At 65.5% G+C, this 14,843-nt stretch carries 10 protein-coding genes; 7 read left to right on the top strand and 3 right to left on the bottom strand.

Translation table 11 applies throughout. The features are described 5' to 3' along the window. Positions 1-98: 98 nt before the first annotated feature. Together ppc and PX52LOC_RS36370 are read right to left on the bottom strand one after the other, a co-directional pair. The gene (ppc, locus tag PX52LOC_RS36375; RefSeq protein WP_149114685.1) at positions 99-2,858 is read right to left on the bottom strand and encodes a phosphoenolpyruvate carboxylase; all 2,760 of its coding nucleotides are present in this window, start codon (positions 2,856-2,858) and stop codon (positions 99-101) included. A 53-nt stretch (positions 2,859-2,911) separates the two neighbouring features. Beyond that, a complete protein-coding gene (locus tag PX52LOC_RS36370; protein ID WP_149114684.1) occupies positions 2,912-4,225 on the bottom strand; it encodes an ATP-dependent 6-phosphofructokinase in 1,314 nt (437 codons plus the stop codon). A 497-nt stretch (positions 4,226-4,722) separates the two neighbouring features. Here PX52LOC_RS36370 and PX52LOC_RS36365 point away from each other — a divergent pair, with 497 nt between their 5' ends. From PX52LOC_RS36365 to PX52LOC_RS36355, 3 genes are read left to right on the top strand one after another with little or no spacing between them, the layout of a single operon-like run. Continuing rightward, positions 4,723-5,991 carry an ATP-binding protein gene (locus PX52LOC_RS36365; RefSeq protein ID WP_149114683.1) on the top strand — a complete coding sequence of 423 codons (1,269 nt, stop codon included), beginning with the start codon at positions 4,723-4,725 and terminating at the stop codon, positions 5,989-5,991. Then, entirely contained in the window at positions 5,988-7,829 is a 1,842-nt protein-coding gene (locus PX52LOC_RS36360) for a c-type cytochrome (RefSeq protein WP_149114682.1), read from the top strand. The genes PX52LOC_RS36365 and PX52LOC_RS36360 overlap by 4 nt, the downstream gene beginning before the upstream one ends. 40 nt (positions 7,830-7,869) lie before the next feature. Then, positions 7,870-8,487, top strand: coding sequence for a hypothetical protein (locus tag PX52LOC_RS36355; RefSeq protein WP_149114681.1), 618 nt, complete (start codon positions 7,870-7,872; stop codon positions 8,485-8,487). Positions 8,488-8,512: 25 nt separating this feature from the next. Here PX52LOC_RS36355 and PX52LOC_RS36350 read toward each other — a convergent pair whose 3' ends face one another. Further along, positions 8,513-9,052, bottom strand: coding sequence for an SRPBCC family protein (locus PX52LOC_RS36350; RefSeq protein WP_246173572.1), 540 nt, complete (start codon positions 9,050-9,052; stop codon positions 8,513-8,515). 157 nt (positions 9,053-9,209) lie between these two features. Here PX52LOC_RS36350 and PX52LOC_RS36345 point away from each other — a divergent pair, with 157 nt between their 5' ends. The 4 genes from PX52LOC_RS36345 (at position 9,210) to PX52LOC_RS36330 (ending at position 14,762) form a co-directional block, all read left to right on the top strand. Further along, positions 9,210-9,554, top strand: a complete 345-nt coding sequence (locus PX52LOC_RS36345) for a hypothetical protein (RefSeq protein WP_149114680.1) — start codon at positions 9,210-9,212, stop codon at positions 9,552-9,554. Between the two features lie 66 nt (positions 9,555-9,620). Then, positions 9,621-11,195 (top strand): efflux RND transporter periplasmic adaptor subunit, encoded by a 1,575-nt coding sequence (locus tag PX52LOC_RS36340; protein WP_149114679.1) that lies wholly within the window; start codon positions 9,621-9,623, stop codon positions 11,193-11,195. Positions 11,196-11,299: 104 nt separating this feature from the next. Further along, the gene (locus tag PX52LOC_RS36335; RefSeq protein ID WP_149114678.1) at positions 11,300-14,461 is read left to right on the top strand and encodes an efflux RND transporter permease subunit; all 3,162 of its coding nucleotides are present in this window, start codon (positions 11,300-11,302) and stop codon (positions 14,459-14,461) included. Next, positions 14,391-14,762 (top strand): RND transporter, encoded by a 372-nt coding sequence (locus PX52LOC_RS36330; RefSeq protein ID WP_149114677.1) that lies wholly within the window; start codon positions 14,391-14,393, stop codon positions 14,760-14,762. The genes PX52LOC_RS36335 and PX52LOC_RS36330 overlap by 71 nt, the downstream gene beginning before the upstream one ends. Positions 14,763-14,843 lie beyond the last annotated feature (81 nt).

Genomic DNA, 14,843 nt, shown 5'->3' with positions numbered 1-14,843 from the left:
GAGAAGTTATTCGATCACATCGCGCGGCAAGCTCTGGGAAATAGCCTCATGCTTTGGTCAGGGCAATTCCTGTCATTATCTGCGCACCGCCGCCGTCGTCAACCAGTGTTCTTTAACCCCGACGCGATTCCGTTGATACTTTCCAGCACAGCCGTCACCAACTCATCCCGGCCGGCCCCGTTCGCCCGCAGGCGGCTGAGGAGCACGAGTTGGATGAAACTGAGCGGATCGACGTAGGGGTTTCGCTGTTCGATCGAGGTCTTGAGGACCGGCGAGCGTTCGAGAAGGGCCGTCTGCCCGGTGATGCGGCAGACGGCGTCGGCGGACGCCCGGTACTCGGCCTCGATGCGGCCGTAAATCTGGGCTGCGAGCTTCTGATCGCCGACGAGGTCCGCGTACAGCCGGGCGATGACGAGGTCGGCCTTGGCCAGAATCATCTGCGCGTTGTCGATGAGCGTCCGCCAGAACGGCCAGCGGGCGTACATCTCACGGAGCATCTCCAGCCCCTTCGGGTGCGTCTCCAAGAACTGGTTCACCGCCGTGCCGAGGCCGTACCAGCCGGGCAGCGTGTGCCGGCTCTGCATCCAACTGAACACCCACGGGATCGCTCGCAGTTGTTCGATGCTGCTCGTCGCGCTCCGGCGTGCCGGCCGTGAGCCTATCTTCAGTTCCGCGATCTCGCCGATGCACGTCGCCTGTTCGAAGTACGTCAGGAACTCCGGCGTATCGTAGACGAGTTTGCGGTAGTGCTGCCGGGCCGACTCCGCGAGGGCGTCCACGGCCGACAGCCACGCCGGATCGGGGCTGTCCGCGTCGCCGGGGAAACTCGTCCGCAGCACGGCGTTGAGCACTTGCTCCAGGTGTCGCTCGGCAATCGCCGGGTGGCCGTAGCGGTCCGCGATCATCTCCCCTTGCTCGGTGATGCGCAACCGGCCGTCCACGGTGCCCCGCGGTTGCGCGAGGATTGCGTAGTTCGCCGGGCCGCCGCCACGACCGACCGCCCCGCCGCGGCCGTGGAAGAACTGGATCGTCACGCCCGACTTCTTGCCCAACTCCGTGATCTCGACCTGTGCGCGGTACAGTGCCCACGCCGATTGGAGGAAGCCGCTCTCCTTGTTGCTGTCGGAGTAGCCGATCATCACCTCTTGCACGCTCTCTCGCAGTTCCAACTGCTTGCGGTAGATCGGCAGGGCGAGCAACTTCGCCACGATCTTGCCGCCCGTGCGGAGCGGTTCGAGCGCCTCGAACAGCGGCACGATGTCGATGAGGCTCACGCCCTCGGCGGGGCGGAACAATCCGGCTTCGCGGGCGAACAGCAGCACTTCCAGCAAGTGGGCCGCGTCGGTCGTCGAGCTAATGATGTAAGTGCCAAGCGCTTCCGGGCACCGCTGGTCGAGGATCGCGGCCATCGTGCGGAAGGTGCGGATCACTTCCGTCGTCTCGTCCGAAAACGTGAGGCGGGCCGGGATCAGCGGGCGGGTCGATTCCAGTTCCTTCGCCAGCACGTCGAACCGCTCGTCCGGCGAGAGCTTCGCGTAGTTCACACGCACGCCGGCCGCTTTCAGCACCTCGTCGGTCGCCGACTCGTGCCGGCCGCTGTGCTGTCGGAGGTCGAGTTTCAGCAGGTGGACGCCGAAGACTTCGACGAGGCGGATGAAGTCGCGAATAGCCCCGTCGGCGGTCGAAATCGCGCCGGCCCGCCGCAGGTCGTCGGCGATGACGGCCAGGTCGGCGAGCAATTCGGCCTGTCCGACGTACACCCCGGCCGGCGGTTGGCTCGCGCGCGTGCCCCACTCGACGGGGGCCTTCACATAGTCCAGCGTGCGGTGCAGCTTCTCGGCAATCAGTCGACACTTCAGGCGGTAGAGTTCGTGCCCTTTCCCCTTCGTGACGTTCGGGAAGTGGGTCGTGTCTGCCGCGATCGAGTCGACGAGCGGTTGGCCGAATTTCACGAACGGCGTCGAGTGGCTGAGCTTGCGGCCGAGCACGTCGACGCGGTGCAGGTAGTGGCGGAGGATCGTCTCTTGTTGCAACCGGATGGCGTCGGCGGTGACGTTGTGCGTCACGTTCGGGTGGCCGTCACGGTCGCCACCGATCCATGACCCGAACCGCAGGAACGGCGGCACGACCGCGTGGGCGTCCGGGTAAACGCGGGCGATAGCCGCTTCGAGCTTGCGGTACACCTGCGGGACCACGTCCAGCAACCGCGTCTCGACCAGACCGAGCACCTGCCGGACTTCGTCCAAAACCGATGGGCGATTGGAGCGAACCGCGTCGGTCAGCCACAGGGATTCAACTTCCTCGGCGACGGCTCCCATCGCGGCGTCGCGCTCGGCGGGCGTCGGCAGGCCGTACTCCAGGTCGTCGAGCGCGTGCGCGACGGTGGCGAGTTTCTCCAACACCGACCGCCGCCGGGCCTCGCTCGGGTGGGCGGTGAACACCGGCACCACCAGCGCACGGCCGAGGTGATCCGCAAGTTCGTCGAGTCCCACGCCGCGGCCGGCGATCTGCTTCAGTGCCGCCTCGGCCGTCTCGGCGTGCGGGGCGTCCGGCTTTGCCGCCCGGTGGCGGAGCGTCCGCACGCGGGCTTGCTGTTCGGCGAGGTTAATCAGGTCGAAGAAGACGCTGAACGCGCGGATCAGCCCTCGCAACGCCGGCACGTCCAGCGTGCCGATGCGGTCGCGCAACGCGCGGGCGGCCTGCGGCGACGGGTTCGCCCGCAGTTCTTTCGCGGCCGCCCGGACTTCTTCCTCCAGGTCGAACGCCGCGTCGCCCGCCAACCGGCGAATCGCCTGTCCGAGCAGGTTGCCGAGGAGTCGGATGTCCGCCCCGAGAGCCTTCTGGAGGTCGGGAGCCATAAGCGTTCGTCCCCGTGATCGGTCGTGGTGGTCCCGATGGTATATGGATGCCCTTATCCGAAGCTCGGCGGTTGGCCGGTCGATTCCAGCACGGACAGCCACAGATCGCCGTTCGGATCGACGGTGTGGCGGTCGCGGACGGCCAGCGGAATCGGTAGGAGGACGAACCGGTGGTGCCACCGGCTAATCATCACTTCGGTCTTCCCGGCCATCGCCGCGTGAACGGCGTTGTGCGCTAACCGCAGGCAGAAGACGGCGTCGAACGGGTTGGCCTTCACGCTGCGGACGAAGTAACTCGGGTCGAAGTACTTCAGGTTCAGTTCGAGGTTGGCCGCGGCGAACGAGTCGGTGACTTTCTGTTTGAGGAACAGCCCGATGTCGAGAAGTTTCGCGTTCCCGGAAGCATCGGTGTCGCCGCCGTGTCCGCCGAGCAGATCTTGCCCCGCCCCTTCCGCGACCACGATCACGGCGTGCCCGGAGGCCGTTACCCGTTTCTTGACTGCCTCCAGGAACCCGTCGAGTTTGAACGGCACTTCCGGGATCAGCACGAAGTTCGCGTCGTTGCGTGCCAGTGAGGCGTAGCAGGCGATGAACCCCGAGTGCCGGCCCATGAGCCGAACGAGGCCGATGCCGTTGGGCGATGCCTTCGCCTCGACGTGGGCCGTCTGAATGACATCGGCCGCCACCGAGAACGCCGTCTGGAAGCCGAAGCTCTGGTCGATGAAGAGGATGTCGTTGTCGATCGTCTTCGGGATGCCGACGACGGCGATCTTCGCCCCGCGGGCTTCGACTTCGCGGCAGATCGTCTGCGCCCCGCGGAGCGTGCCGTCGCCACCGATCACGAACAGGATGTTGATGCCCATCCGCTCCAGGCAGTCGACCATCTCGGCCGGGTCTTGCTGGCCGCGGGACGTGCCGAGGATGGTGCCGCCGTGCTCATGAATCTGGCTAATGGTCTGCGGGGTGAGTTCGATGACCGGCCGCTTGTACTTGGGGATGAACCCCTGGTAGCCGTTGCAGAAGCCGTAGATGCGGCGGACGCCGTAGAGGTGGTGCAACTCCATGACGATGCCGCGGATGACATCGTTGAAGCCGGGGCACAGGCCGCCGCACGTCACGATGCCGGCACGGGTCTTGGACGGGTCGAAGAAGATTTTGCGGCGCGGCCCGGCCGGTTCGAAGCCCGGAATCTGGTCGATGGGCACCCCGCGGGCGATCATGGCCGACGCCGTGTCGTCGAACAGCACCCGGTCCGACTCGTCGACGTTGTAATAGCTTCGCTTCCGCTGATCTAAGAGCGGCAGCAACGGGGAATCGATCCGGCACGGGCCGAGCGATTTGACGTTCAGATCATCACGGCTGACCACGGTTGTCCCCCGCAGTGAGTCCAGTGGCGACACTGGTGGGTGACTGAAAATAGCGATCAGAGTGAATCGAAACCGAGCAATTCCGACGCCAAACCACGTAAGTCGGTCAGAACACCCAAGAATCGAGGTCGTGCGGCCGTTGCGAGCGACGTGGATGCTACATATTTAGGCACCGAAAGATTAAATTGTGGGATTCACACACTCCTCACTCTCTGCCGCAATCGGCTGTACAGAGCAGTCCCGAAAACCACAGATCCATCTTGGCCGTAGTTCTGACAACGACACGACCCGTTGACGGCTTATAAGTCGGTAGAAAAGATCGTTACCCATCAATCAGTTTGAACAAATATGGCATTGTGATTAAGAGACTTGGTTGTTGACATTGGTTGGAACTTGCCCGTATCCTCGGTACAGACTCATCCGGGTTTGAATTTCAGCCGCGGCTCAAAAGCCGTCCGTGCTCCTGTTACCCCGTCCCCATCACCGCGAGTCTTGTCATGTCTTCGATCCCGCCTTCGCCCCTCGCCCCGCCGCCGACGCGACCGGAGCCACCGCGACTGCCGGGACCGCTCACGGTCGCACGCCAGTTATACAAGGACTGGTTCGGCAAGGACGTGCAGGAAACGCCGACGGTCAGCTACGTCTGGACGGCCGACCAGTTCGGGCACTTCAGCCTCGGGTTCACGATCACCTACCTCTTTTCGTGGATCGCCCGGTGGTACTTCGGCGACCCGAACGTGCCGGGGTGGGCGTTCGCGGCGTGCGGCGGCGCGAACATGCTCATGTGGATCGTGAAGGAAGTCCTCGATTACAAGCGGGAGTACGCGAACTACCGGGCGGCCCACCTGAACGCGGCCGACCAGCCGATTCCCGGCGTGGCCCAGTTCCCGTTCAACGGCCACGAAATCTGGTGGAACGTCATCACCGCGCTCATCTACTTCGCCACCGGGATCATCACCGCGACGATGGCCCTCTACGACCCGCTCTGGGGCGTTGAGGCCGCCGGCGCGGTCTTCGTGATGACGCTGGGCGTCGGCTACTGGTGGGTGCGGCGGAAGATCACGTTCCAGCAAGCCGGCCTGCCGTACCTGTACCGCTTCGCCAACTTCCCGAAGAAGATCGAAGTCGTCCCCAACCCCGAGTTGCGCGGTACCGAAGAGTCCGCGGTTCAGTACCTCACGGAGTTCAGCACTCCCCTCCCGGCCGACTTCAACGGCCCGGCCGAGCACATCATCATCTTCGGGGCGGCGGGCGTGGGTAAAAGCAGCCTGGCGACGGCCGTCGGAACCGAACACGCCTTCCAGATGGGCGTCGGTCGGTACACCACGCTGTCGAAGATTCTGGAGTTCGAACAAAAGAAGGCCCTCGACGCCCGCGCCCACATGCGGCTCAAAGTCGAGCGCGGCGGCGACGTGACCAACGAGGAGCAGCAGGAATTCTTCGACGGCCGCATTCTGTGGCCGTGGGACCGCTCGCCGCTGCTCATCATCGACGACGTGGACGACCTGTTCGGATTCGACGCGACGGCCGAAGGGACCGTGGAAGAGCGGGGGCGGAAGGTCGTGGAGCGAATCGAAGCTCGCGTCCCCGGCGTTGTCGCGAAGCTGAAGTTGGTTCGCCGCACGATCTGGGTGCTCTCCGACCGCCTCCAGGGGAAGGAGTACACGAAACTGCTCCGGTCGCTGTTCGACGTAGACACGAGCCGGATACACGTCATCAAGGTGTCGCAAATCGTCGGGCCGTCCGTCCCGGAGGGTCAGGCATGAGGTGGTTCCTCTGGTTCAAGCGGAACATGGAGGCGATCCTCCAGGCGCTCCTGATCCTGGCGGGTGCCATCGGGGTACTCGCCGCCGGGGCCATCGTGGTGCTGGAACACGCCTGGGTCACGCCGACGCTGGAACCGGACGCAGCCGAGGTGTTTCGGCACCGCACCATCGGCACGGAGTTCGCGCCGCTGGCCGTGCTGCAAGTGCTGCCAGACATCTTCCCGCAGTACTTCCAGCCGAAGGCGGGCGAAGACTGGATCGACCACTTCGGCTTCATCCGCCGCACCGACTCGGCCGACGCGGCCGCCAACCACGGCCTGCCGGTCGGTTTCTGCGTGACGAACTACCAGCCGTCGTCGGCCAGCCCGTCGCCGGTGCCGTTCGTCGGCCTGAGTTGTGCCGCGTGCCATTCGGTGCAGTTCCGCGCGAAGGGCGACGACGCCCCGCGCGAGGTGATCTTCGCGGCCGGCAACGCCGACCTCGACCTGATCCCGTTCTTCGAGTCGTTCCGTGCGGCCATCCTTTTCAAAGAGCCGAACGAGGCCGGGCGGAAGAAACTGGCCAACCCGCCATCGGGTCGGCCTTACAACCACGACACGCCGGACCTGGAAGAGAGCGAGTTGCAGAACGTCCTGAACATGGACCGGATCGAGGCAGAGTTGAACAAGAAGAGTGTCAAGCTCAACGTCCTGGACCGCCTGTTCATCGGCCGGTGGCTGGCGGCGGTGCAGGCGCAAGCCCTGAAGACGATCCCGAAGTACGACTACCCGTTCTGGGGCCACGAGAAGCCGTACCAGATCGCGAACGGGGTGGCCGGCGATGACGGCCGCCTGCCGCCGTACAACACGGTCGGCCCCGGCCGGACGCAGCCGTTCAAGACGCTGCTCAACTCGGTGCTGGACCTGCCGGTAAACCTGAACCGCGGCTACTCGAAGATTCCGGCCGTGTTCAACCAGGAACAGTGGGTCTGGTCGCAGTTCGACGGCACGATCAAGGACCACGTCGCCCGCAGTGCACTCGCGGCGATGACGGCCGGAGCGACGCCGGACAGCCTGGACCAACCGGAACTCGCCCACAACATCAAGCAGGCCGCCGAGTACACCCGCACCGCCCGGTGCCGCAAGACCTTCGCGGAATACTTCGGCGTGACACCGGACGCCGCCCGTGCCGAGCGCGGCAAGAAAGTGTACGACCAGCACTGCGCGACCTGCCACGGCGGGCCGGTCGTCCCGCGGCCGGCCGCACCCGCCCCTTACTGGGCTTACAACCCGCAGGACTTCGGCGACGATGGCCGCCCCCTCGACCCAAAAAACCCCGGCCCCTGGCACGGCCGCCTTGTCCCGTCAGAACTGTTAGGCACGGACACCGCCCGGATCACGTTCCGTTACGGCGACATCGCGCCGTTCCAACTGTACCGGCGGTTCACGTACAAGACCGAGGTCGGCCACCCGTACACGGAGTTCGGCGGCTACCCGCTCGTCCACCAGTTGGAGTTCCAGCGGGACCACATCCGCTTCACCGGGGCCTACGTGAACGGCCCGATCGACGGAGTTTTCGCTCGCGCGCCATTCCTGCACAACGCGAGCGTGCCGACGCTGGCGCAGCTCATCAACCTGAAGGAGCGGCCGAAGGTCTTCTACCGCGGGAAGAACCGGTACGACACCGCCGACGTGGGCCTCGACTGCCCGGAGAAGCCGGACGCGGGTCAGTATTACCGCTTCGACACGTCGTTGCCCGGCAACTCGAACGCGGGCCACGACTACCCGTGGGCGTTCCAGGGCAAGGGGTGGGACAAGGCCCAACTCGAAGACTTGTTGGAGTACCTGAAGACGTTCTGACCGCGTGTACGCCGAACTTGCCCCGACTGGACCCGCCACCATGAACGCCCCAACGGCTACAGTTGCGATCCCTCCTCAAGCCCCGCCGACTCGGTGGCCGTTCGCCATTGCGTTCGCCCTGTTCGGTCTCGGGCTGGCCGCGGCAGTGGCGGTCTCGCTGACCGAGCAGAACCTCAACCTGTACCGTGCCCGCTTCACGATTTGGCTGGTGATGTTGCTCGTCACGCCGGCGTTCTGCCGCTACGCCCTCGGCCGGCGGACGGACGCCCAGTGGCGGCGGTGGCGGTGGTTCTGGACGTTCGCGGGGTTGGCCTACTTCGTCCACCTCTACTACGGTCTGCGGGCGTTCCACTTTTCCCTCAACGACGTTTACGCCAAGCAGGGATCGCTCACGGCGACCAGCAACTTGATCGTCTCGGCCTTGTGGGCGCTCGACCTGGTGCAAATTTGGCTTCTCGGCCGGAACCTCCCCCGGTGGGGCCGCGTGCTGCAATTCGCGGCCGTCGTCCTCGTGTTCATCTCGGCCTTCACAGCGACCGTCATCTTCAAGACCGGCTACATTCACAACGCCGGCCTCGTCATGACCGTCATCGTCGCCGGGTGCGTGGTCTACGGCCTCCTCGACTGCTACTCGTCGCGGCAACCGGGGAAGCCGTGAGTTCCCCCGGTCGTCTCCGCACCGCTCAGCCCTTCGCTTCGGCGATCGCTTTCAACTGGGCCAGTCCCTTCTCGAAGTCGCGGCCGACGAGTTTGTCGATGTTCACGATCAGGCCGAACGCCCGCGGGACGAAGCCGTTCCGGCCGGACATGCTCCAGGTCACGCGGGTCTGACCGCCCTCCGGTACGAACGTGAACTCCACGGCGTTCGTGGCGCGGAACGGTCGCACGAAGTCGAGCGTCATCTGAACGCGGTCGCTCGGCCGACTGTCGGTGATGGTCATGCGGCCCTCGCCGGCCTTCGCGTTGCCGCTCCAGTGGTAGCCCGCCCCAATGCCGGCCGGCGGGCCGTCGAACGTCTTCACCATGTTCGGGTCGAGTTTCTCGAACGGCGACCACGCGGCCCACTTGTGGAAGTCGTTGACGTGCGGGAAGATCGCCGCCGGCGGGGCGGCCACCGTCGCCGACCGCGCGATCACGAAATCGGCCGACCGGAACGCAGCCGCGAGCAAGAAGAGTGCGACGACGGCCGCGAGGCCGATCAGCACGTAAAGGACGATGTCCACGGGCGAACCTCCGAATGGGGAAGGGCCGAGTGTGCCGTTTCGGGGGCACTTTGTCCAGCCGAGCGACCGCCACCTGCACGCGGTTATACGGCGTGCGAATTGACGGCCGGCCGGTCTGCGGGTAAAGTTCTGGTGTCAACCTTCTCGGAGTCGGCGTTTGTTGTTGCTTGTGCGAGTGCTGTTGCTGGTGGCGTGCGGGCCGTTGCTCGTACCGGCCGGCTTCTGCGTTTGCCACGCGGACGAACCGCACCCCGTCGGCGAATCGCAATTGCCAGACTCGCACGACGACCACCAACCGGATTGCCCCGCCTCGGCCCAAGTCGATGCGTATCAGCCGTCGCTGTCAGTGCAATCGTCTTTGATCGATCCGGGGCTGACGCCCGAATCGTTGGTCTTCGCGACCCTTGATGTCTTGAAGGTTGTTCGTCCCCGTCTCGTTCCATCCGACTGCCACGTTCCGTCTCCGCCGCTCTACGTCTCGCACTGCGCGCTCGTCATCTAGTCTCGGCACGTCCCGACTGGGCTTCTCCGCATTCCACCGCGATCGCTTCCTGCACTTGGGCTTCCCATGAACGAACCTCCCGCGCGTCCGTCGCGCTCCCTCGCCGGTGCGGCCCTGCACGCCGTGCCAACGCTGGTCATCTTGTGCGGCCTCGCGGCCGTCGGGTGGTGGGGCCACCACACCGGCTGGGCGTTGCCGAAATTCTCGGCGTTGAACGCCCCGCCCGCGGAAGCCGACGACTGGTGCAATGAGCACGGCGTTCCCGAATCGGCCTGCGTCGAGTGCAGCGAGGAACTACTCCCGCGGCCGAAGGCCCGCGGGTGGTGCAAGGTCCACGGCGTGCCCGAGTGCGTGCTGTGCAACCCGAAGCTCGCGCAGTTGAAGGCGATGCCCGCCGTGACGCCCGCCGAGTTGGACCGGGCGAAGCGGGCGATCGACTTCGCGCCGCGGCCCGAGAACAACCCGATCTGCAAGTCGCACCAGCGGCGGATTCAGTTCACCGACGAGGCCGCGGCGGACAAGGCCGGCATCGCCGTCGAGCCGGTTTCGACCGCCCCCGCCGTCGAGTTCGTCACCGCCCCCGGCGAGATCGGTTACGACCAGACCCGCGTGGCCCACCTATCGAGCCGGTCGCCCGGTAGCGTGACGCGGGTATTCAAGCGACTCGGCGACCGCGTCAGCCGCGGCGACGTGCTCGCGCTCGTGGACGCGAACGAAGCCGGCAAGGCGAAGGCGGAACTCCTCCAAGCGTTCGGCCTACTGCAACTGAAATCGCAGACGCTCGTCAACGTCCGCGGGTCCGGCGGGGCCGTGCCCGAGACGCGCATCCGCGAGGCGGAGGCTGCCGTGCAGGAGACGGAGATTCGGATGGAGGCCGCCCGACAGGGTCTCGTCAATCTCGGGTTGCCGCTCCCCGCGGCCGAGTTGAAAAGCGTCACGCTCGAACAACTGAAGGCGAAGTTGCAGTTCCTGGCACTCCCGGCGGACGTGACGAGTTCGCTCGACGCCGCCACGACCACGTCGAACCTGCTCCCGCTCGTCGCGCCGATGGACGGCGTGATCGTTTCCGGCGACGTGGTGACGGGCGAAGTCGTGGACCTGTCGCGCATCCTCTTCGAAGTCGTCGACACGCGGTTCCTCTGGCTGACCTTCGACGTGAAGGCCGAGGACGCCCGCCGCATCAAGGCGGGCCAGACGGTGCGGTTCAAGCCCGACGGCGGCCCGGACGAACTCACCGGCACGCTCACCTGGATCAGCACGCAGGCCGATCCGAAGACCCGCACCGTGAAGGTCCGAGCCAACCTCGCCGACCCGGACGGGCAACAGCGGTCGAACACCTTCGGCTCCGGCCGCGTGATCTTGCGGGAGGAACCGGAGGTGGTGTCGGTGCCGACGGAGGCGGTGCATTCCGAAGGGTGCTGCCAGATCGTCTTCGTGCGCGACAAGAACTACCTGAAGGAGGATTCGCCGAAGGTGTTCCACGTCCGCAAGGTCCGCACCGCCGCGAAGACCGACACGCAAACGGAAGTCGTCGGCCTGCTGCCCGGCGAGGTGATCGTGACGAAGGGCAGCGGCCTGCTGCTAACCGAACTCCTCCGCGGCAGCCTCGGCGAAGGCTGCGCGTGCCACAGCAAGAAGTGAAGGGGTGAAGAGGTGATTTGGCGAAGGGGTGAGAAAACCGTCTTCTGCCTTTGTCACCCGTTCACCGTGTCACCTATTCACCCCTTCATCCCAAAAGGGCCGACATGCTCAACGCGATCATCGGGTTCTCCCTGACGTACCGCTGGGTGGTCATTCTCGCCGCACTCGCGGCCGTGGCCGGCGGCGGGTTGGCCATGCGGCAACTCGACATCGACGCCTTCCCGGACACCACGCCGGTGCAGGTGCAGATCAACACCGTCGCCCCGTCGCTCGGGCCGGAAGAGGTCGAACAACAGATCACTTTCCCCGTGGAACAAGCCCTCAGTGGCCTGCCGAAAATTGAGCAACTGCGGTCGATTTCGAAGTTCGGGCTGTCGCAGGTTGTGCTCATCTTCGCGGACGGCACCGACATTTACTTTGCCCGCCAACTCGTGAACGAGCGACTGTCGAACGTGCAACTCCCGCAAGGGCTGGAACGGCCGAAAATGGGGCCGGTTTCGACGGGACTGGGCGAGGTCTTCCACTACGTCGTCACCGGCAAGGGGGACGACGTCACACAACTCCGCACCGTGCACGACTGGATCGTGCGGCCGCAACTCCGCCGTGTGCCGGGGGTGGCCGAGGTCAACTCGTGGGGCGGGTTCGAACGGCAGTATCAGGTGCGCATCGACCCGGCCAAGCTCGCGAAGTACGGCCTCACCTTCGATCAGGTGACGGCGGCCGTCCGTGAGAACAATCAGAACGTCGGCGGCGGCGTGATCGACCGCGGGGCGAACACGCTGCTCGTGCAAGGCCTCGGTCGGACGACGACCCTGGAACAAATCCGGCACATCCAACTTCAGGCGAAGGTCGGCGTGCCGGTGCTGCTCGGCGACGTGGCCGACGTGCAGATCGGCCACGAGGTCCGCCGCGGGGCCGTCACCGCCGACGGCAAGGGCGAAGTCGTCCTCGGCCTCGGCTTCATGACGATGGGCGAGAACAGCCACGAGGTGACGTGGAACCTCAAGAAGCAACTCGACGCGGTGAAGGGCACGCTCCCCGGCAACGTGCAGGTGCAGCCCGTCTACGACCGCACGGAGTTGGTGAACCACGTCATCGACACGGTGCGGACGAATCTCTTCGAGGGCGGCCTGCTCGTCGTCGCGGTGCTGTTCCTGTTCCTCGGCCAACTGCGGGCGGCGTTCATCGTCGCGCTGGCCATCCCGCTGTCGATGCTGTTCGCGTTCGCCGGCATGTGGCGGTTCGGCATCGCCGCCAGTCTGCTCAGCCTCGGCGCGCTCGACTTCGGCATGGTCGTCGATTCGTCGGTCGTGATGATCGAGAATTGCGTCCGCCACCTTGCTCACAACCCAGAGGGCAAGAGTCGGGAGGACGTGATCCGGGAAGCCGCGATCGAGGTTCGCAAGCCGACCCTGTTCGGCGAACTCATCATCCTCATCGTCTACCTGCCGATCCTCACCCTCGAAGGCATCGAAGGGAAGCTGTTCCGCCCGATGGCCCTGACGGTGATCTTCGCGCTGGCCGGGTCGATGCTGATTTCGCTGGCACTGATGCCGGCCCTCGCCAGCCTGCTGTTGCCGCGGAAGATCACGGAGCGCGAGCCACTGCTGTTGCGACTGGTGAAGGCGGTGTACACGCCGATCTTGAAATGGACGATGCATCACAAGGCGGCGGTTCTGCTGTTCGGCGGCGGCGTGATCGCCGTCGCGTTCGGCCTCGTCGCGCCGAACCTCGGCTCGGAGTTCGTGCCGAAGCTGTCCGAAGGGGCCATCGCGCTCGGCACCGTGCGGCTGGCGGGCACAAGCCTGGATGAATCGGTGCAGACGAACACGCGGGTCGAGAAGGCTCTGCTTGCCGCCTTCCCCGACGAAATCAACCACGTCTGGAGCCGGGCCGGCACCGCGGAAGTCGCCACGGACCCGATGGGCGTAGAACTCACCGACATCTTCCTGAGTTTGAAGCCGCGGGGGCAGTGGACGAAGGCCCGCACGCAGGACGAACTGACGGTCCTGATCGAGAAAGAACTGCGGACCATCCCCGGCCTGAAGTTCGCGTTCTCGCAGCCGATCGAAATGCGCATCAACGAGATGCTCGCCGGCACACGGTCCGACCTGGCCGTGAAACTCTACGGCGACGACCTGGCCGTGCTGAAGAAGAAGGGCGAGGAGATCGAGCGCGTGCTGAAGACCATCCCCGGCGCGGCCGACGTGGCGGTGGAGCAGGTGACGGGCCAGCCGATCTTGCAGGTGAAGGTGAAGCAGGACCAGATCGCCCGCTACGGCATCCCGGCCCGCGCGGTCCTCGACCTGATCGAGAGCATCGGCTCGAAGCCGCTTGGTGAAGTCGTGGACGGGCAGTACCGCTTCCCCCTCGTGGTCCGCCTGCCCGACCAGTGGCGCGGCAGTCCGGAGGCGGTCGGCTCGATTCAACTTCCCACGGCGACTGGCGAGCGCGTGCCGCTCTCCCGTGTCGCGGACATCAAGATCGTGGAAGGCGCGTCCACGATCACCCGCGAGTGGGGCCAACGGCGAATCGTCATCACGGCCAACGTCCGCGGTCGTGACCTGGGTCGGTTCGTCGCCGACGTGCGCGAGAAGGTGAAGGCCGGGGTGACGCTGCCGCCGGGCCGGTATCACGTCGCCTACGGCGGTCAGTTCGAGCAGCTCGAACGCGGCCGCACCCGGCTGATGATCGTCGTGCCGGTGGCGCTCGTGCTGATCTTCGTGCTGCTCTACGCGACCTACGGCAACGTCCTGGACACACTCCGGGTGTTCACGGGCGTGCCGTTCGCGTGGGTCGGCGGCATCTTCGCCCTGTGGCTGCGAGACATGCCGTTCTCGATCTCGGCCGGCGTCGGTTTCATCGCCCTCTCCGGCGTGGCCGTGCTGGACGACATGATCCTCGTCAGCTACGTCCGGCAACTCCTGACCCGCGGCCGGAACCTGGAACAGGCCGTGGAGGAAGCCGCCCTCACGCGGTTGCGGCCGGTGTTGATGACGACGCTCGTCGCGTGCCTCGGCTTCGTGCCGATGGCCTTCTCGACCGGCGTCGGGGCCGAAGTCCAACGGCCGCTGGCCACGGTGGTGATCGGCGGCGTGTTGTCGGCGATGGTGATGTCGCTGCTCGTGCTGCGTGTGTTGTTCGTGGTGTTCCGATTCCCGCCCCGTAGGGGGCATTCTTCGTCAGGAGTTCAACATGAAGTACGGAATGAGTCTGGCCCTGTTCGTGGGCTTGAGCCTGTTGGTGGGGTGCGAGAAGAAAACTGAACCGGCGGCCGAAAAGAAGGTCGCGAGCAAGGAGAAGGCCGAGCCGAAGGAGGGCGGCGGCAAGCACGATACCTGGTGGTGCGACGAGCACGGCGTGAAGGAGGCCGATTGCAGCATGTGCAGTGCCAAGGCCGCGAAGGCGTTCCAGGACAAGGGCGACTGGTGCAAGGACCACAACCGGGCGAAGAGTCAGTGCTTCATCTGCGACCCGAAGTTGCAGGAGAAGTTCGCCGCCGAGTACGTCGCCAAGTACGGCAAGCAACCGCCGGAACCAGAAGGGCAGAAGCCGGACGCGAAGTAGGCCGTGATGTTTTTGGAACCCAGAGCGGAAGCGACGGGGTGGCAATCCCTCCACCCCGTCGCTTCCGCTCTGGGTTCCAAA

The sequence above is a fragment of the Limnoglobus roseus genome, assembly GCF_008254045.1.
Lineage (GTDB): Bacteria > Planctomycetota > Planctomycetia > Gemmatales > Gemmataceae > Limnoglobus > Limnoglobus roseus.
The sequence above is the reverse complement of the archived record's forward strand: the minus strand, read 5'-3'. Positions and strand labels throughout refer to the sequence as shown.

What these genes read in the sequence shown, in the direction of transcription:
- ppc (WP_149114685.1), bottom strand. Translation starts at nt 2,858, where the DNA reads ATGGCTCCCGACCTCCAGAAGGCTCTCGGGGCGGACATCCGACTCCTC.
- PX52LOC_RS36340 (WP_149114679.1), top strand. Translation starts at nt 9,621, where the DNA reads ATGAACGAACCTCCCGCGCGTCCGTCGCGCTCCCTCGCCGGTGCGGCC.
- PX52LOC_RS36355 (WP_149114681.1), top strand. Translation starts at nt 7,870, where the DNA reads ATGAACGCCCCAACGGCTACAGTTGCGATCCCTCCTCAAGCCCCGCCG.
- PX52LOC_RS36335 (WP_149114678.1), top strand. Translation starts at nt 11,300, where the DNA reads ATGCTCAACGCGATCATCGGGTTCTCCCTGACGTACCGCTGGGTGGTC.
- PX52LOC_RS36330 (WP_149114677.1), top strand. Translation starts at nt 14,391, where the DNA reads ATGAAGTACGGAATGAGTCTGGCCCTGTTCGTGGGCTTGAGCCTGTTG.
- PX52LOC_RS36360 (WP_149114682.1), top strand. Translation starts at nt 5,988, where the DNA reads ATGAGGTGGTTCCTCTGGTTCAAGCGGAACATGGAGGCGATCCTCCAG.
- PX52LOC_RS36365 (WP_149114683.1), top strand. Translation starts at nt 4,723, where the DNA reads ATGTCTTCGATCCCGCCTTCGCCCCTCGCCCCGCCGCCGACGCGACCG.